Raw genomic sequence first — 16,703 nt, 5'->3', positions numbered from 1 at the left:
GGGGGCCAGCCATGCTCCGATGCACGGGCCGCCCGGTCAACCGCAGGACGCGGACGCCCCGCAAATAAAGCGAGAATTGATCCTTTTGGTTTGCAACCGGGCCCGGCTTTGGCAGAGTATCGCGCCGTCCGGGGGGTTGCCGGACGGGATGGGGATTTTCCGCGTTGTTGCGCCGACCGATCTTGCTGGCCGTCCTCGGCCTTGCCGTTCTGCTGTTTCAGGGCCAGCCCGCCGCTGCCGCCGCGGGCGCGCCCGGCATTCCAGACCTGACGCTGCCGGAGACCGGCAGCCTCGACCTCGTCGAGCAGGCGGCGGTATTCGACGGCCAGCCGGCCGGCGCAGAAGACGCCGCCTTCCCGCCCGAGATCCACACTGCCATGGCCGCCGCCGCACCGCTGCCGCCGCCGTGGCCCGACTACACCATCCGCTGGTATGCCGTGCGGCTGCACAATCCGGCCGACGGGCCGACGGCACAGTGGATGCTGCGTATGGACTGCGATCCGCTGTACCTGCCGCAGGTGACCGTGCTGCGCGATGGCCATGTAGTATCGGACAGCCGGCGTCCCGATGCCCGCGCGGTCGGCGTCGCGACCGGCGCCGCACTCGCCGTCGGCCAGCGCTTTCCGATCGACATTCCGCCGGGCGAAAGCCGCGTCGTGCTGCTGCGGGTGACGGCGATCGGCTTCAGCGCGCTGGTCGCCGATATCCTGCCGCGCGAGGCCTGGACCGACTGGGCGGCGCGGCGCCAGGCCATCGTCATCTTCACGCTGGCCATGATCGCCGCCATCGGCCTCTATGCGCTGGTGATCGGCACCACCCTGCGCAGCAGCGCCTACCTGCTCTATGTCGGGCATTCGCTCAGCCTGCTGCTGTTCTGGTCGAACTATTACGGCCTGCCGGCCGACCTGTTCGGCTATACCGACCACAGCCGCTTCATCTACAAGGTCGCCGGCACCGCGGCGACCGCCATCGCGCCGCTGATGGCGCGCACCATGCTCGACATGCCGCGCGTCTCGCCCCGGCTGTCGCGCATCCTGCTCGGCCTCGGGCTGGCAGGCGTTGCCCTGCTGCTGCCGGCCGTGCTGCTGGCGCCCTGGCCCGAACTGCAGCGCGCCTGGCTGCGCGGCCCGGACTGGCAGTATCTGCTGGCGCCCGTCGTGCATGTGGCGATCATTGCCGCCGCGGTGCGCGCCCTGCCGCAGTCGGGCGCCGTCGCCGGCTTTTTCCTCACCGGCTGGTCGGTCTATATCGCCGGCACGCTGAGCGCGCTGGCCGCTTTCTACGGCCTGCAGGCCTTCACCGGCGTGGTGATGCTCGGCGCCTTCCTCGGCGCCGGCTGGGAGGCTTTGCTGCTGGCGCTGGCGCTGGCGATCCGGCTGCGGCGCCTGCAGCGCGAGATGACCGCCGCCGAGGCGCAGCGCAGCGCCCATCATGAGGTCATGGCGATGATCGGCCATGACCTGCGGCTGCCGCTGAACGCCATCCTGGCCGCCACCGGTGTGATCGAGGAAGGCGGCCTGCCCGATACCCTGCGCCGCCGGCTCGAGACCATCCGCCGCGCCGGCCGCATCCTGCAGGCGCTGGTCTCCGACCTGGTCGACCGCGCCAGCCTGAGCAGCGGCACGCTGACCATCAGCCACCGCACCGTGCCGCTGGCCGAATGCCTGCGCGAGGCCATCGAGCTGCTGCGCGACCGCATCGCCGAACGCCGCCTGCAGCTGCGCCTGCATATCGACCCCGAGCTGCCGCCATGGATCGAGAGCGACGAGCTGCGGCTCAAGCAGATCCTGTTCAACCTGATCGACCATGCGGTGCGCCATGCCACCGGCAGCGTCGTCTCGGTCACCGCCGCCAAGGGCCGTGGCCGCGACGGCAGCCGCCTGCTGGTCTCGGTGCATGACAGCGGCACGGCCGATGCGCCGCCCGAGCCGCCGCGCTCGGTGTTCCGCCGCCATCTGTCGAGCGTGGCCGGCGAACCGGCCGACAGCGGCTTCGGGCTCGCCATTGCCCGCGACCTCGCCCGCGCCATGCAGGGTGACATCGAAGCCGACCGCAGCGGCGAGGGCGGCAGCGGTTTTCACCTGTCGCTGCCGCTGCAACCGGCCAATCCGGCCGATCCGCCGCTGACCGGCCTGCTGGTGTTGCTGGTCGACGGCACGCCGGCCGACCGCGAGACGGAAGCCGCCCTGCTGCGCGGCGAAGGCCATCTGGTGCGCAGCAGCAATGCCGAAGGCGCGCTGACGCTGATCGAACAGAGCGGCCATGATGCCGTGCTGCTCAATCTCACCGCGGGCTATGACGGCGGCCTCGATCTGGTGCGCCGCATCCGCGCGCTGCCGCGCGACGATCTCGCCAACACCGCGGTGATCGTGGTGGCCGGCACCGCCGATACCGCGCTGCGCGAGGCGCTGGCGGCGCTCAACGTGTTCGACATCCTGGCCCGGCCGCCCGATGACGCCGCCCTGCGCGCAGCCCTCGCCCGCGCCGTCGATGCCGGGCCGCACAAGGTGAATTACGCGATGCAGAGCCGCGCGGTGGCCACGGTCGGTGCCGGCGCCTGGTCGGTCACCATCGAGGAATTCCGCGCGACCAGCCGCAAGCTGCTGCAGGATATTGCCGCGGCCGCCGGGCCGCAGCGGGCATCGCTGCTGCGCGAACTCGCCAGCATGGCCGGCGCGGTCGGCCTCGACGCACTGGCGGCGATGGCCGCCGAGCTGGCGCGGCGCCAGCAGGTCGGCATCGCCGTCGACACCGAGCTCGCGGCACTGCAGACCCTGTGGCAGGGCAGCCTGGAACGCAGCCGCGGCTGAAGCGCGGCGGCGGTTTCTTTATTTACGCGAAATCCTGCGCCAGGCTGTCGCGCACCGCTTCCGGCACCACGGCGATATGGCCGTAGTTGGGATGCTCGATCGACAGCAGCACGCGGTTGCCGGGCGCGCGGAAGGCGGCGACCTGCTCGGCCGTGAACGGGAAGCGCAGGAAATGCACCGCCGAGGTCTTGCCGTCCTCGCGGGTGCGTTCGGCATCGTCTTCCGGCACCGCGGCGACGCGATGGCCGGCGAATTCCAGCACGATCTTTCCGTCGATGCCGCCGAGCTGGGTCAGCACCGCCGGCCGCCGCTTGGCGTCGTCGACCTCGATCATGAAGGTGGCGACCAGCTCGCGGCCCTTGGGGATCAGCGGCGCATAGGCGGCCAGTTCGTCGGCGATCTGCTCCTCGCCGCCCTTCTCGATGTAGAGCATCTCGTGGATCTGCCACCACATGGTGGTGTAATTCTCGAAATAGAAGGTGCAGAAGGGGCCGACGCCGATGCGGCGGTTCTTCTTCACCGCGACCACCTCGGCGCGCTTGTCCTTGCGTACTTTGACGAAGTCGTCCATCGACAGGATGTCGGCGCGGGTGATGTCGGTCTTCAAAGCCATGTACATGATCCTCTCCTGAGTTGCCGGATGCCCCTCCGCCTACCCAGTCACTCGCTCATATAAGTCCGTAAGCCCTATAACAAACCATAAGCACGGGCGAACAGCTCCACCGGATGGTCGGCACGCGCCGGCAGGATGAAGCCGTCTTTATCCTTGCCCTCGCGCTCCATGCCCTGGCGGATATGGATCGCCGCCAGCGGGCATTCGGAGGCGATATGCGCCTTGTTTTCCTTCACGGCCGTCCGCGCCACCGGCTTGCCGACCTTCATGCCGACCTCGAAGAAATCCTTGCGCACGCCCCACGAGCCGCCATGGCCCGAGCAGCGCTCGATCACCGCAAGGTCGCCGCCCTTGTCGTAGCCGGGGATCAGCTTCAGCAGGTCGACCGCCTTGTTGCCCATGTTCTGCGCCCGCGCATGGCAGGCCAGATGCAGGGTCACGCCGCCGTCGAGCGGCTTCAGCCCGGGCGCGAGGCCGTCCTTCTTCGCGATGTCGACGATGTATTCCGAGATGTCGAAGGTCGCCTGGGCCAGCTTTTTGATCAGCGGATCATCCGGCAGGATCAGCGGCCATTCGAATTTCATCATCAGCGCGCAGCTTGGGACCAGCGCGATGATGTCATAGCCCTGGTCGATCAGCGGCGCATAGAAGGCCGCCACCGTCTTCGCCCTGGCGGCGACATCGTCGAGGTCGCCCTGTTCCAGCCGCGGCATGCCGCAGCAGCCGGGATAGTCGACCCGCAAGGAAACGCCGTTATGGGCGAGGATCTTCTGCGCCGCCACGCCGATGTCCGGGCTGTTGTAGTTGACGAAGCAGGTGGCGTAGATCGCCGCCTTGCGCTTGCCCGCACCGGGCGCCGCCGCATTGGCCGGGGCCGGATCGGCCTTGGCGCGGGCGACGAAGGTCTTGCCGTGGAATTCCGGCAGCACGGCGTCGTGATGGACGTCGGCAACCGCTTCCATCAGGCCGCGGGTCAGGCCGTTGCCGCGCGCGCTCGCCCAGTTGACCACCGGCGCGGCGAGGCCGGCCAGCTTGCCGTTGCGGTCGGTCTGGCTGAGCTGGTCGCCGATCGCATCCTTGTGGCCGGCCTTCCGCTCGGCGGCGCGGTAGCGCAGCATCAGATGCGGGAAATCGAGATTGAACTCGTGCGGCGGCACATAGGGACACTTGGTCATGTAGCACAGGTCGCACAGCGTGCAGGCATCGACGACCGGCTTGAAATCCGCCGACTTGACCTCGTCGAGCTCGCCGGTCGGCGAGGCGTCGATCAGGTCGAACAGGCGTGGGAAGCTGTCGCACAGATTGAAGCAGCGGCGGCAGCCGTGACAGATGTCGAAGACGCGCCGCAGTTCGGCGTCGATCTTCTCCAGGTCGTAGAAATCGGGGTTCTGCCAGTCCAGCGGATGGCGGGTGGGCGCGTCGAGGCTGCCTTCTCTCATGGCCGGTCTCCAGAAAGCACGCAGGGGAAAGCACGCGGGGTGCGTCTGACAGGCTGCCGCGAAAACGGGGCACGGGTCGGGGCTGGCAGCCGGGGCAGGAACAGCCGGAGGGCTGGCGGAAAACTCGCCGGCCCTCCGGGGTCGTCACGTCACCGAAACGATGACCCTTGGAACGACGGCTTACGCCATCGTGTCAAGGGCCTTCTGGAAACGGCCGGCATGGCTCTTCTCGGCCTTGGCGAGGGTCTCGAACCATTCGGCGATCTCGTCGAAGCCTTCCTCGCGGGCGGTCTTCGCCATGCCCGGGTACATGTCGGTGTACTCGTGGGTCTCGCCGGCGATGGCAGCCTTGAGGTTCTTGTCGGTCGAGCCGATCGGCGCGCCGGTGGCCGGGTCGCCGACTTCGGCGAGGAATTCGAGATGGCCATGGGCATGGCCGGTCTCGCCTTCCGCGGTCGAGCGGAACACGGCGGCGACGTCGTTGAAGCCTTCCACGTCGGCCTTCTGGGCGAAGTAGAGATAGCGGCGGTTCGCCTGGCTCTCGCCGGCGAAGGCTTCCTTCAGATTGTCGTGGGTCTTGCTGGTCTTGAGGGCGGGCATGACTGGTCCTCCTTGTTGCATATTGCCGCCTGCCTGATCCGGGTGACCCCGGATGCGCCGGGCGGCGGATTGTCCCGCTGTCGATCCGCGCTCCTGCTGTTCGGGCCACCTGTCCAAAATCAGGGCGGGGTCGGCAGCGGAACAGATATCCGGAAGGGATTCGGGACGGCGCCGATTATGCGCCGGCGCAGTCACAGGTCAAGATTTTTTGGAATGATTCTAAAGTTGATAACCGCTCGCAACGGGGCAGGGCCGGCGGCCGTGGCGGAATCAGTCTTCCAGCCGCACGATCACGTCGACGCGGGCGATTTTCGCCCCGGCCGGCGCGGCCGGCAGGCGGGCGACGGCAACATCCTGCTCCGGGATGTCGCGCAGCTCGCCCGAGCGCTCGTAATAGAAATGATGATGCGGCGCCAGGTTGGTATCGAAATAGGCGCGGCCGGCATCCACCGTCACCATGCGCAGCAGGCCGGCAGCGGTGAACTGGTGCAGGCAGTTGTAGACGGTGGCCAGCGACAGCCGACTGCCGCGCCCGGCCGCCTCGTTGTACAGGCTCTCGGCGGTGACATGGCGGTGCATGGGCACGGCCTCATCCTGGCCGAACAGGATTTCCGCCAGCACCAGGCGCTGGCGCGTGGTGCGCAGGCCGGCGGCCTGCAGCTGCGCGGCGGCGGCCTGGAAGCGGGGTTCGACGGGCTTGGTCATAATTTCGATATATAGCAGGGCGGCCCCGCCGGCCACAGGAATGTCGGACCGGCACCGCCGCCCCCGGGTTGCTGACCTTTTGCCACGCCTTTGCCGGTCACGCGGCGGGGTAGTGCCGGCCTCCGGGAAATATTCCCGCAAGCGCAATTTCTGGCTGTAATTCCAGAGGCTTGGCAGTGCACCGGATGATCGCACAGGTGTAACAAAATGCAACGAAACTGTTGCGGCTGGCGGCCGGATCACTACATTGTGCCGGAAGGCGACGAGAGGTCCATGACTCAAAAGGCAAAACGGACCGCGCGCCCCCTTCAGGCGTCAAAACGGGGTTGAGGGTTTCCCGCCGTGGAACGGAAGAACAGCTATACCTACGAAGATCTTCTGGCTTGCGCGCATGGCAAGCTGTTCGGCGAGGGCAATGCCCGGCTGCCGCTGCCGCCCATGCTGATGCTCGACCGGATCGTGAAAATCGTCAGCGACGGCGGCAAATACGGCAAGGGCGAGATCGAGGCCGAACTCGATATCAAGCCGAACCTGTGGTTCTTCCCCTGCCACTTCGAGAGCGACCCGATCATGCCGGGCTGCCTCGGCCTCGACGCCATGTGGCAGCTGGTCGGCTTTTTCCTCGGCTGGATGAAGGCGCCCGGCAAGGGCCGCGCGATCAGCGTCGGCGAGGTAAAATTCTCCGACATGGTCACGCCCGCCGCCAAGAAGATCACCTTCAAGATCGACATCAAGAAGGTGCTGATGCGCAAGTTCGGCATCGCCATCGCCGACGGCACCATGTTTATCGATGGCAAGCCGGCCTATGAATGCAAGGACATGCGCGTCGGGGTGTTCCCGGACGGCATGGCCCCGGCTGCCGCTTAAGGAAAGTTCCGCCATGCGTCGCGTCGTCGTCACCGGTCTCGGCATCACGTCGTCCATCGGCAACAATGCCGAAGAGGTCGCCGACAGCCTGAAGGCCGGCCGTTCCGGCATCGTGTTTGCCGAAGACTATGCCAGGCTGAATTTCCGCAGCCAGGTGCATGGCACCGTCAAGATCGACCTCGAGGCCGCCATCGACCGGCGCCAGAAGCGCTTCATGGGCGATGGCGCCGCCTATGCCTATCTCGCCATGGAACAGGCGATCGCCGACAGCGGCCTGGAAAGCGGCGACATCATCAACGAGCGCACCGGACTGATCGTCGGCTCCGGCGGCGCCTCGACCCGCAACCTGGTCGCCTCGGCCGACATCGTGCGCGAAAAGGGCGGCCCGAAGAAGATCGGCCCCTTCATGGTGCCGCGCACCATGTCGAGCACCTGCTCGGCGGTGCTGTCGACCGCCTTCAAGATCAAGGGCGTCAACTATTCGATCAGCTCGGCCTGCTCGACCTCGGCGCATTGCATCGGCAATGCCGCCGAACTGATCCAGATGGGCAAGCAGGACATCATCTTCGCCGGTGGCGGCGAGGAACTCGACTGGACGCTGAGCGCCCTGTTCGACGCCATGCCGGCGATGTCCTCCTCGTTCAACGCCACCCCGGAAAAGGCGAGCCGCGCCTATGACAAGGACCGCGACGGTTTCGTCATCGCCGGCGGCGGTGGCATCCTGATCATGGAAGAACTGGAACACGCCAAGGCGCGCGGCGCCAAGATCTACGCCGAACTGGTCGGCTATGGCGCCACCTCGGACGGCGCCGACATGGTGGCGCCGTCGGGCGAGGGCGCGGTGCGCTGCATGAAGCAGGCGCTGAACGAGGCCGGCGGCCACGGTCACAATGCACCGATCGACTATATCAACACCCACGGCACCTCGACGCCGGCCGGCGACATCACCGAGCTGAAGGCGATCCGCGAGGTGTTTGGCGAGCATGTCCCGAAGATCAGCTCGACCAAGTCGCTGACCGGCCATTCGCTCGGCGCCGCCGGCGTGCATGAATCGATCTACTCGCTGCTGATGATGCGCGACGGCTTCCTCGCGGCGTCGGCCAATATCGAGACGCTCGATCCCGGCGCCGAAGGCTTCCCGATCCTGCGCGAACGCGCGGACAACGTGACGGTCAACCGCGTGATGTCGAATTCCTTCGGCTTCGGCGGCACCAACGCCTCGCTGATCTTCCAGCGCTACGCCGCCTGACCGGCCGGCCGCGCGCCCATCCGAAAACAGAAACAACTCCCTCCCGGATTCTTGCATGACCGAAAATCCCGCAGTGATGAGTGGCAAGCGCGGCCTGATCATGGGGGTCGCCAATGACCACTCGATCGCCTGGGGCATCGCCGCGATGCTGCACAAGCACGGCGCCGAACTCGCCTTCACCTATCAGGGCGAGGCCTTCGAGCGCCGCGTCCGCCCGCTGGCCCAGAGCGTCGGTGCCAAGGCCATCGTGCCCTGCGACGTCGAAGACGAAACCAGCATGCACAGCGCCTTCGACGCGGTGGCCAAGGCTTTTAACGGCCATATCGACTTCGTGGTGCATGCCATCGCCTATTCCGACAAGGAAGAGCTGAAGGGCCGCTATCTCAACACCACCAAGAGCAACTTCGCCCGCTCGATGGCGATCTCCTGCTATTCCTTCACCGAGGTCGCCCGGCTAGCGCTGCCCTACATGAGCAAGGGCGGCTCGCTGATCACGCTGACCTATGAAGGCTCGTCGCGGGTGATGCCGAACTACAACGTGATGGGTGTCGCCAAGGCGGCCCTTGAGGCGAGCGTGCGCTACCTTGCGGTCGATCTCGGCCCGCAGAACATCCGCGTCAACGCCGTCTCGCCGGGGCCGATGCGCACGCTCGCCGGTTCGGCGATCGGTTCGGCGCGCGCCACCTTCAAGCTGACCGCCCAGCACAGCCCGTTGCGCCGCAATGCCTCGCTCGAGGAAGTCGGCGGCGCCGCGCTGTTCCTGCTGTCCGATCTCGGCGCCGGGGTGACCGGCGAGATCGTCCGCGTCGACAGCGGCTTCCATGTGCTCGGCATGCCGAATCCCGCCGATGTGAACGGGACCGGCGGCGGCAACGGCGACGCCTGATCCGCCGGGGGGCACGTCATGGAGCGCCCCCTGCATTCCCTGCTCGAAGACCTGCGGCTGCCCGGCCACCGCGCCGTCGCCGAACACTGGCTGGCGCTGCGCGCGGCGGCCGGCGGCGGCATCCCGCCGCTCGGCGCCATCGACCCGATGCGCTTCCCGAAAGCCCTGCCCGATATCTGGATCGTCGACGCCGAGGCCGACGGCCGCTTCCGGTTCCGGCTCTGCGGCGAGGCGCTGGTCGCCTGGTACGGCGTCAACCCGAAGGGCCGGCTGTATGACGACATCTTCCCGGCCAGCGTGATGCCGCAGGTGGTGGCGGAATCGCGCCGTATTCTCGCCACCCCGGCCATCGGCTACCAGAAACTGCGCAGCCAGGTGGCCGACGACCATGTGCCGGCCGCCTATGAGCGGCTGGTGGTGCCGCTGGCCGGCGAGGACGGCCGGCCGCGCCATCTGCTCGGCGTCAGCCGCTTCCGCAGCCATGCCGATCCGCCGCCGCGCCAGACACCGGAGCCCGAATTCAGCTACTGGTACGACATTCCGGCCTGACTTCCCGGCCAGGCTGAATCTCGTATGCACACGAACTTCTGGCTTGGCATGCACTACTTCTCATGGAATTATCTTTGAGATGAATCTCTCTCTGAACAGCCTGTGCGACGATGTCCCGGCCGGCGCCCTGCAGGCGCTGACGCAGCACTGGCTCGACCTGTTCCGCCAGGCCGGCCGCCAGGTGCCGCGGCTGCGCGCGGTCGATCCGCTGCGTTTCGCCGCCGCACTGAAGGACGCCTGGATCGTCGATGCCGGCGAGGACGGCCGTTTCCGCTTCCGGCTCTGCGGCGAGACGCTGGTGGAGTGGTACGGCTTCAGCCCGAAGGGCCGCAGCTTCGAAGAGGTGATCAATCCGCCGAGCCTGGCCACGGCCGTCGCGCAGGCGCGCGATGTGATGGACCGGCCGCTGGCGATCTACCAGCGCATGACGGCGGTGATCCCCGATTACAGCGCACCGGCCGGTTTCGGCCGCGTCGCCCTGCCACTGGCCGGCGATGACGGCCGTATCCGCCACATACTCGGCGCCACCAGCTTCGACGCGCCGGTCCTCAATGGCCGCGGCAGCATCGCCACCCGGCCGGAACTGGAACGCCGCTACGACATCTCCGCCCTGGCCGGCACTGCCAGCGCGGCCTGACCTGCGGCCGGCCCCTATCAATTCCGCAACCTTGGGGTTACCGTATTTTTAGCGGCGGCCCCGGCACCCACCCGCTAGGTTGCGGGCCGTTATTTCCGCCGCCCGGGACCTGCCGCCATGCTCTGCGACCTGGCCAACCTGTCCACCGATCTGCACCAGCCGGCCCATATGGCGCTGGCCGAGCACTGGCTCGATCTGTTTTACGGCGAGAGCCGCCAGATCCCCGGCCTGCAGGCGATTGATCCGATCCGGCTGGGCCGCCACCTGCCCGATATCTGCATCCTCGATCACGAGGACGGCGATGTCTTCCGCTTCCGGCTGGCCGGCGAAACCGTCATCGAACTCTACGGCCGCGACGTGCGCCGCCTGCGCCTCGACGAGGTGGCACCGCAGCCGAGCTTCGACCGCTATCGTGCGCTGGCGCATATGATCCTCGAGCGGCCGGCCGGCCTGCTGCACGGCCTGAGCGGCATGATCGCCGCCTGGAACTATTCCGTCGCCTTCGAGCGCCTCAGCCTGCCGCTGCTGGGCCGTGACGGCCGCATCCGCCATATCATCAGCGCCACCGTGGCCCGCCGTCAGGACGACGACCGCGTCACCGCCGAATACCAGCACATTTATGCGATCCCGCTGCGCCGCAGCGCCGGCGAGGCCCCCGCACAGCACCGGCCGCCGGCGTACTGACAGAAAGCATACTGACAGAAGGCGCATGGACCGCCGGCATGGTATAGTGCGGCGGCCATGAACCGTGCCGCCGTCTTCTACGCCCTCGCTTCCGCCATCCTGTTCGGCCTCTCGGCGCCGCTCGCCAAGCTGCTGCTCGGCAGCATCGATCCCTGGCTGCTGGCCGGCCTGCTCTATCTCGGCTCCGGCCTCGGCCTCGCAATCCTGCATCTGGCCGCGGCACCCTGGCGCAACAGAGCCGAGGCACCGCTGACGCGTCGCGACATGCCCTGGCTGGCCGCCGCGATCCTGGCCGGCGGCGTGATCGCCCCGGTCCTGCTCATGCTGGGCCTGGCCCGTACCGACGGCGCCACCGCCTCGCTGCTGCTGACCTCGGAAGGCGCGGCGACCGCCCTGCTGGCGTGGTTTGCCTTCCGCGAGAATGTCGACCGCCGCATCGCCGCCGGCATGCTGCTGATCGTGGCCGGTGCCGCGCTTCTCGCCTGGCCGACCGGCACCGATCTGGGGCATCTGACCGGCGCGCCGCTTGTCGTGGCCGCCTGCGTGGTCTGGGGCATCGACAACAACCTGACCCGCAAGGTGGCGCTCGCCGATCCGCTGCAGGTCGCCATGCTGAAAGGCCTGGTCGCCGGATCGGTCAATCTGGCGCTGGCGCTGGCCCGCGGCGCGACACTGCCGGCGCTGCCCGGCCTGGGCGCAGCCCTGCTGGTCGGCTTTCTCGGCTATGGCGTCAGCCTGGTGCTGTTCGTGCTGGCGCTGCGCCATCTCGGCACCGCCCGCACCGGCGCCTATTTCTCGACGGCGCCCTTCCTCGGCGCGATGCTGGCCGTGCCGCTGCTGGGCGATGCCGTGACGATCCAGCTTGTGGTTGCCGGCGGCCTGATGGCGCTGGGCGTCTGGCTGCATCTGACCGAGCGCCATGTGCATGAACACGACCATCCGGCGCTGGCCCACAGCCACCGCCATGTGCACGACCTGCACCACCGGCACGGCCACGACCCGCAGGACCCGCCCGGCGAGCCGCACAGCCATCGTCATGCCCACGTCCGGCTGCGCCATGCCCATGCGCATATGCCCGACAGCCATCATCGGCACGGGCATTAGGAACCGTCAGCCGAGCGCCGTCTTCAGCGCGCCGAACAGCCGGTCGACATCGGCATCGGTGTTGTAGAGATGCCCGGTGACCCGCACCGACCGGCCGCGCACGCTGACGAACACCTTGTCCGCCGCCAGCTTCGCCGGCAGGCCCGCCGGCACGCCATCGGGATAGCGCGGCCCGTCGAAGCGCAGGCCGAGGAAATGGCCGGCACGCAGATGGTCGGGCGCCACGTCGAGACCGAGTTCGGCGCGCGCCCGCGCGGCGATGCCGGCATTGCGGGCGGCGAGCGTCGCCTGCACGTTTTCGACACCCCAGCCGAGGATCATCTGCAGCGCCGCCATCGCCGCCGGGGTCAGCGCGAAATTGCTGCGCTCGCCGACATCGAAGCGCCGCGCGCCGGGCTGGTATTCGCTCTTGTAGTCGACCAGGCCGGCAAAATCCTCGGAGTCTTTGCGCGCGATCCAGTTCTGCTCGATCGGTATCGCCTGCTGCCAGCGCTTCGCCACATAGAGATAGCCGAAGCTGTAAGGCCCCAGCAGCCATTTGTAGCCGCCGGCAACCAGGAAGTCGGGATCGAGGGCGGCGACGTCGAAGGGCAACGCGCCGAGCGACTGGGTGGCATCGATCACCAGCGCGGCGCCGACGGTATTGCAGGCGGCGCGGATGGCGGCGAGATCGAGCAGGCCGCCATCGGTCCAGTGGCAATGCGGCAGGGCGACGATGCGCGTGCGGGCATCGAGGCGGGCGAGCACCGCCGCCGTCCAGTCGCCATCGGCCGGGCGCGGCACTTCCACATGCGCGGCATTGGCGGCACGCGCCTTTTCCAGCCACGGATAGACGTTGGAGGGGAACTGCTCGGCGAGCGTCAGCACGCTGTCGCCGGGGCCGAGCGGCAAAGCCTGCGCCGCCACCGCCACGCCGTAGGACGCCGCCGGGATCAGCGCGACATCCTCGGCGGTCGCATTGACCAGCCGGGCGAACAGCCCGCGCACGGCCTCGCTGTCGGTGAAGAAATCCTGCGGCGTCACCGCCCAGGGCTGCGCCTTGCGGCGCAGGCCGGCTTCGCCCGCCGCCACCACGGCTTTGGCCAGCGGCGACATATAGGCGCAGTTCAGGTAGGCGACATCGGCGGGGATGTCGAACAGATGGCGCTGGTCGGGCAGCAGGGTCGCCGGCAGATGTGCCGGCGGATGTGCCGGCAGATGTGGTTGTGCGGTCATGGCGCCAGCTTAGCCGCCAGGACCGTCACAACGGAAACGCCGGATTGTCGCCTGACAATATTTCCGCGGCCGGGGACCCTACATTTTTACGGCGAGGTCGCGGATCGCCGTGCGGCAGGCATCGGCGGTGCGTTCGAGATAGGCGCGCGCCTCGGGGCGCAAATCGTGCTGCTGCAATTGTTCGTTGATCGACGCGAGAATAGCGCGCAAGTGCCGAATACGGGCCGGCATATCCATCTCCCCCTCAGGCGAATCGCTCATGACCCGAGGGAGAGTGGCCGGGTTTGGTTAACAAACTTTGATGGAATGATGACCGCGCGGGACAGACGGTCGCGGTCCGGCCGCAGCTCAGACGCTGAGGTCGGCCTTGCGGCCCATGCCGCGCGGACGCGGATGGACGCTCTGGTCGGTCTGCGTCTCGGTGGCATCGGCGCCACGGTCGCTGTTGCGACCCTTTTCCTTCTTGGCCTTGTCGGAACCACCGGTATTGCCCGATGCCACGGCCGCGCCGCGCGTCTGGACCGCCATGGCCGCCGAGGCCGCCTGGGTCGCCTGCACCACCTGATTCTGCTGCGACAGGCCCTGCGCCGCGGAGCTGGGCTGCGGCGTCGGCAGGGAAGTGACGGGCGGAATGATAAACGTCATGTTATTGATGTATGATGTCGTAACATGGTTGACAAGGTGTAAAATGCCGGCGTCCGGTTGCACCGAATCGCGACCGATCCGCCAAAAAAGGAATTCCCCCTGAGCAAATCCGGCGCAAAACCCCCGGCAAAACCCGGCCTGATTGCACGGCTGCTCGGCGCCCCGGCGCCCAAGTCCGCAGCCCGGCCGGCACCGCCGCCGCGCCGCTATGACGGTCCGGCCAAGGATGCCAGCCGGGATGTCAGGGCCCAGCTCGCCGCGCAGATCAAGGCGGTGCGGGCCAAGCTGAACCCCCAGCTTTTGCGCATCGTCGAGAAAATCGCCCGTAAGGGGCCGCCGGCCAATGACCAGGAACGCGCCCAGCTCGCCATCGAGCTGTTCCTGCTGCAGAAGAAGGACGGCGGCGACTATGCCGCCAAGCTGAAGGCCAAGCTGGACGAACAGAAGCGCCGCAGCCACTGATAGCGGGCTGCTGCCGCTTATTCAGGCAAGCTTGCCCTTGCGGCAAGGCCGCCCCATCTTCGCCGCCATAATCAGAAACTCGCCTTCCAGTTTCCCCTCTCCGGACTGCAGGAGCTTCCTGTGCGTACACCCTCGCCTTCCGTCGCCATCGCGGCGCTGTCGGTCAGCGCCTTTGCGATCGGCACCACCGAATTCGTCATCATGGGCCTGCTGCCGCAGCTCTCCGCCGACCTCGGCGTGTCGGTGCCCGATGCCGGGCTGCTGGTCACCGGCTATGCGCTCGGCGTCGCCGGCGGTGCGCCGCTGCTGGCGGCACTGACCGGCCGGCTGCCGCGGCGCAGCCTGCTGCTCGGCCTGATGGCGCTGTTCACCATCGGCAACCTGCTCTGCGCGCTGGCGCCGGGCTACGGCTTCCTGATGGCGGCGCGCATCGTCACCAGCCTCGCCCATGGCAGTTTCTTCGGCGTCGGCTCGATCGTCGCCGCCGGCCTTGTCGCACCCGACCGCCGCGCGAAAGCCGTGGCCCTGATGTTCACCGGGCTGACGGTCGCCAATATCCTCGGCGTGCCGCTCGGCAAGCTGCTCGGCGATGTCGCCGGCTGGCGCGCCACCTTCTGGGCGGTCAGCGTGCTCGGCACCCTGTCGGTCGGCGCCATCGCCCTGCTGGTGCCGCAGGTGAAAAGCCCGCCGGCCGATTTCCGCCGCGAACTCGCCGTGGCGACGCGGCCCGGCGTGCTGCTGGCGCTGTCGACCACGATCTTCTCGTCCGCCGGCGCCTTTGCCGCCTTTACCTATATCGCGCCGCTGCTGCTGCAGGTTACCCATACCACCCAGGCCATGGTCACCGTCGCCCTGCTGCTGTTCGGCGTCGGGGTCACGGTGGGCAACATTCTCGGCGGCCGCATCGCCGACCGCAGCCTGATGCCCGGCCTGATGGCGATGTTCGCCGCCTTCATGCTGGGCCAGCTCGCGCTCGGGCTGGCGGCGCCCTGGCTGCTGCCGGCGCTGGCCGCCGTGCTGCTGTTCGGCATGCTGTGCTTCGGGCCGGTGCCCGGCCTGCAGACCCGCGTGCTCGACAAGGCGAAGGATGCCGCGGCGCTGGCCGCCACGCTCAATATCGGCGCCTTCAACATCGGCAATGCGCTCGGCGCCTGGGCCGGCGGCATGGTGATTACGGCCGGCTTCGACCTGCGCGCCACCACCGTGCTGGGCGCCGGCTTCGTCGCCATCAGCCTCGGCCTCGCCTGGCTTGGCCACAGCCTCGACCGCGCCCGGCGCGGCGCAGGCGATGCGGTGGTCGCGGCGGCGCCGGCGGACTGACGCGGTCAGCGGCGCCAGATCAGTGCAGGATGCCGGGCGGCGGCTCGGACGGTGCGTCGTCGCCGGCGGAGGCGCCAGGCGGCGGTGCTGCCGGATGGGCGGCACCGGCAGCGGCCGTGGCGGCGGCGGGTTTCGCCTCGCCGCGCTTCAGCCGGTCATGGGCGCGCATGGCGAAGGGGATCGAGCCGAGATAGACGAGTTCAACGGCGGCCAGCGTGTACCACGGCTGGCTCAGCATGCCGGCCGCGAGAATCCCGACGCCGAGCAGCACCAGGCCGACATGCTCGCGCTTGACCCGCACCCGCTTGAACGAGAAGGTCGGCACCCGGCTGACCATCAGGCCGCCGACCAGCAGCAGCCACAGCGCGTTCAGCACCGGCGAGCGGAAGACTTCGCTGTCGACCTCCTGGCTGAGGATCAGGAACAGCAGGCTGACGCCGGCGCCGGCCGGCGACGGGATACCGGTGAAGAAACTGCCGGTCCATTGCGGCTTGTCGGTGTCGTCGAGCGCGGTGTTGAAGCGGGCGAGCCGCAGCGCCGTGCAGATGGTGTAGGCCAGCACGCAGAGCCAGCCGGTGCTGCCATGGCCGCCGCCGAGATCCTGCAGGGTCCAGAAATACAGCACCATGGCCGGCGCCACGCCGAAGCTGACGAAATCCGACAGCGAGTCGAGTTCGGCGCCGAATTTCGAGGCGCCCTTCAGCAGCCGGGCGACGCGGCCGTCCAGCATGTCGAACAGCGCGGCGATGGCGACCGCGACCACGGCGAATTTCCACTGCTCCAGCAGGGCGAAGCGGATCGCCGTCAGCCCCGAGCAGAGCGCGATGATGGTCAGGATGTTCGGCGCCAGCATGTTGAGCGGCAGGTTGCGCAGGCGGCGCGGCGGCGTAAGCTTCATCGGCATGCGACCCTCCTTCG

General features: G+C 68.2%; 18 protein-coding genes. 10 read left to right on the top strand and 8 right to left on the bottom strand.

Features of this window, described 5'->3' with window-relative positions:
* The first annotated feature begins 167 nt into the window (after positions 1-167).
* Positions 168-2,810, top strand: coding sequence for a 7TM diverse intracellular signaling domain-containing protein (locus ACFOOQ_RS09320; RefSeq protein WP_379724876.1), 2,643 nt, complete (start codon positions 168-170; stop codon positions 2,808-2,810).
* A 22-nt stretch (positions 2,811-2,832) separates the two neighbouring features.
* On the opposite strand, the gene ACFOOQ_RS09315 is transcribed toward ACFOOQ_RS09320, so the two are convergent.
* The 4 genes from ACFOOQ_RS09315 to irrA all read right to left on the bottom strand — a co-directional run bounded on the left by ACFOOQ_RS09315 (position 2,833) and on the right by irrA (position 6,167).
* Entirely contained in the window at positions 2,833-3,423 is a 591-nt protein-coding gene (locus ACFOOQ_RS09315) for a DUF3501 family protein (RefSeq protein WP_379724873.1), read from the bottom strand.
* A gap of 74 nt (positions 3,424-3,497) precedes the next feature.
* Positions 3,498-4,862 carry a (Fe-S)-binding protein gene (locus tag ACFOOQ_RS09310; RefSeq protein WP_379724870.1) on the bottom strand — a complete coding sequence of 455 codons (1,365 nt, stop codon included), beginning with the start codon at positions 4,860-4,862 and terminating at the stop codon, positions 3,498-3,500.
* Between the two features lie 180 nt (positions 4,863-5,042).
* A complete protein-coding gene (locus ACFOOQ_RS09305) occupies positions 5,043-5,462 on the bottom strand; it encodes a rubrerythrin family protein (protein ID WP_379724867.1) in 420 nt (139 codons plus the stop codon).
* A 270-nt stretch (positions 5,463-5,732) separates the two neighbouring features.
* Positions 5,733-6,167 carry an iron response transcriptional regulator IrrA gene (gene irrA / locus ACFOOQ_RS09300; RefSeq protein WP_379724863.1) on the bottom strand — a complete coding sequence of 145 codons (435 nt, stop codon included), beginning with the start codon at positions 6,165-6,167 and terminating at the stop codon, positions 5,733-5,735.
* 342 nt (positions 6,168-6,509) lie between these two features.
* On the opposite strand from irrA, the gene fabA reads away from it, so the two are divergent.
* From fabA to ACFOOQ_RS09265, 7 genes are all read left to right on the top strand, one after another.
* Positions 6,510-7,034: a bifunctional 3-hydroxydecanoyl-ACP dehydratase/trans-2-decenoyl-ACP isomerase gene (fabA, locus tag ACFOOQ_RS09295; RefSeq protein WP_379724860.1), complete on the top strand. Its 525-nt coding sequence runs from the start codon at positions 6,510-6,512 to the stop codon at positions 7,032-7,034.
* A 13-nt stretch (positions 7,035-7,047) separates the two neighbouring features.
* Positions 7,048-8,283 (top strand): beta-ketoacyl-ACP synthase I, encoded by a 1,236-nt coding sequence (gene fabB / locus ACFOOQ_RS09290; RefSeq protein ID WP_379724857.1) that lies wholly within the window; start codon positions 7,048-7,050, stop codon positions 8,281-8,283.
* Positions 8,284-8,338: 55 nt separating this feature from the next.
* A complete protein-coding gene (locus ACFOOQ_RS09285; protein ID WP_379724854.1) occupies positions 8,339-9,169 on the top strand; it encodes an enoyl-ACP reductase FabI in 831 nt (276 codons plus the stop codon).
* 18 nt (positions 9,170-9,187) lie between these two features.
* Positions 9,188-9,718, top strand: a complete 531-nt coding sequence (locus ACFOOQ_RS09280) for a PAS domain-containing protein (protein ID WP_379724851.1) — start codon at positions 9,188-9,190, stop codon at positions 9,716-9,718.
* Between the two features lie 79 nt (positions 9,719-9,797).
* Entirely contained in the window at positions 9,798-10,355 is a 558-nt protein-coding gene (locus ACFOOQ_RS09275) for a PAS domain-containing protein (RefSeq protein ID WP_379724848.1), read from the top strand.
* 117 nt (positions 10,356-10,472) lie between these two features.
* On the top strand, positions 10,473-11,039 hold the full coding sequence (locus ACFOOQ_RS09270; protein WP_379724846.1) for a PAS domain-containing protein: 567 nt from the start codon (positions 10,473-10,475) through the stop codon (positions 11,037-11,039).
* Positions 11,040-11,096: 57 nt separating this feature from the next.
* On the top strand, positions 11,097-12,143 hold the full coding sequence (locus tag ACFOOQ_RS09265; RefSeq protein ID WP_379724843.1) for a DMT family transporter: 1,047 nt from the start codon (positions 11,097-11,099) through the stop codon (positions 12,141-12,143).
* A gap of 6 nt (positions 12,144-12,149) precedes the next feature.
* Here ACFOOQ_RS09265 and ACFOOQ_RS09260 read toward each other — a convergent pair whose 3' ends face one another.
* From ACFOOQ_RS09260 to ACFOOQ_RS09250, 3 genes are all read right to left on the bottom strand, one after another.
* Positions 12,150-13,358, bottom strand: coding sequence for an aminotransferase class V-fold PLP-dependent enzyme (locus ACFOOQ_RS09260; protein WP_379724840.1), 1,209 nt, complete (start codon positions 13,356-13,358; stop codon positions 12,150-12,152).
* A 78-nt stretch (positions 13,359-13,436) separates the two neighbouring features.
* Positions 13,437-13,589 carry a hypothetical protein gene (locus ACFOOQ_RS09255; protein ID WP_379724837.1) on the bottom strand — a complete coding sequence of 51 codons (153 nt, stop codon included), beginning with the start codon at positions 13,587-13,589 and terminating at the stop codon, positions 13,437-13,439.
* Between the two features lie 117 nt (positions 13,590-13,706).
* Entirely contained in the window at positions 13,707-14,003 is a 297-nt protein-coding gene (locus ACFOOQ_RS09250; protein ID WP_379724835.1) for a hypothetical protein, read from the bottom strand.
* Between the two features lie 57 nt (positions 14,004-14,060).
* Here ACFOOQ_RS09250 and ACFOOQ_RS09245 point away from each other — a divergent pair, with 57 nt between their 5' ends.
* Positions 14,061-14,465: a hypothetical protein gene (locus ACFOOQ_RS09245; protein ID WP_379724833.1), complete on the top strand. Its 405-nt coding sequence runs from the start codon at positions 14,061-14,063 to the stop codon at positions 14,463-14,465.
* Between the two features lie 120 nt (positions 14,466-14,585).
* Positions 14,586-15,785, top strand: coding sequence for an MFS transporter (locus ACFOOQ_RS09240; RefSeq protein WP_379724830.1), 1,200 nt, complete (start codon positions 14,586-14,588; stop codon positions 15,783-15,785).
* A gap of 19 nt (positions 15,786-15,804) precedes the next feature.
* On the opposite strand, the gene pssA is transcribed toward ACFOOQ_RS09240, so the two are convergent.
* Positions 15,805-16,689 (bottom strand): CDP-diacylglycerol--serine O-phosphatidyltransferase, encoded by an 885-nt coding sequence (pssA, locus tag ACFOOQ_RS09235; RefSeq protein ID WP_379724827.1) that lies wholly within the window; start codon positions 16,687-16,689, stop codon positions 15,805-15,807.
* Positions 16,690-16,703 lie beyond the last annotated feature (14 nt).

Source organism: Ferrovibrio xuzhouensis (genome assembly GCF_042648965.1).
Taxonomy (GTDB): Bacteria; Pseudomonadota; Alphaproteobacteria; order Ferrovibrionales; family Ferrovibrionaceae; genus Ferrovibrio; species Ferrovibrio xuzhouensis.
The sequence above is the reverse complement of the archived record's forward strand: the minus strand, read 5'-3'. Positions and strand labels throughout refer to the sequence as shown.

Bases quoted from the DNA above. Each gene is read 5' to 3' on its own strand.
- ACFOOQ_RS09315 (WP_379724873.1), bottom strand. From the start codon at position 3,423: ATGGCTTTGAAGACCGACATCACCCGCGCCGACATCCTGTCGATGGAC.
- ACFOOQ_RS09310 (WP_379724870.1), bottom strand. From the start codon at position 4,862: ATGAGAGAAGGCAGCCTCGACGCGCCCACCCGCCATCCGCTGGACTGG.
- ACFOOQ_RS09305 (WP_379724867.1), bottom strand. From the start codon at position 5,462: ATGCCCGCCCTCAAGACCAGCAAGACCCACGACAATCTGAAGGAAGCC.
- irrA (WP_379724863.1), bottom strand. From the start codon at position 6,167: ATGACCAAGCCCGTCGAACCCCGCTTCCAGGCCGCCGCCGCGCAGCTG.
- fabB (WP_379724857.1), top strand. From the start codon at position 7,048: ATGCGTCGCGTCGTCGTCACCGGTCTCGGCATCACGTCGTCCATCGGC.
- ACFOOQ_RS09285 (WP_379724854.1), top strand. From the start codon at position 8,339: ATGACCGAAAATCCCGCAGTGATGAGTGGCAAGCGCGGCCTGATCATG.
- ACFOOQ_RS09280 (WP_379724851.1), top strand. From the start codon at position 9,188: ATGGAGCGCCCCCTGCATTCCCTGCTCGAAGACCTGCGGCTGCCCGGC.
- ACFOOQ_RS09275 (WP_379724848.1), top strand. From the start codon at position 9,798: ATGAATCTCTCTCTGAACAGCCTGTGCGACGATGTCCCGGCCGGCGCC.
- ACFOOQ_RS09270 (WP_379724846.1), top strand. From the start codon at position 10,473: ATGCTCTGCGACCTGGCCAACCTGTCCACCGATCTGCACCAGCCGGCC.
- ACFOOQ_RS09265 (WP_379724843.1), top strand. From the start codon at position 11,097: ATGAACCGTGCCGCCGTCTTCTACGCCCTCGCTTCCGCCATCCTGTTC.
- ACFOOQ_RS09260 (WP_379724840.1), bottom strand. From the start codon at position 13,358: ATGACCGCACAACCACATCTGCCGGCACATCCGCCGGCACATCTGCCG.
- ACFOOQ_RS09255 (WP_379724837.1), bottom strand. From the start codon at position 13,589: ATGCCGGCCCGTATTCGGCACTTGCGCGCTATTCTCGCGTCGATCAAC.
- ACFOOQ_RS09250 (WP_379724835.1), bottom strand. From the start codon at position 14,003: ATGACGTTTATCATTCCGCCCGTCACTTCCCTGCCGACGCCGCAGCCC.
- pssA (WP_379724827.1), bottom strand. From the start codon at position 16,689: ATGCCGATGAAGCTTACGCCGCCGCGCCGCCTGCGCAACCTGCCGCTC.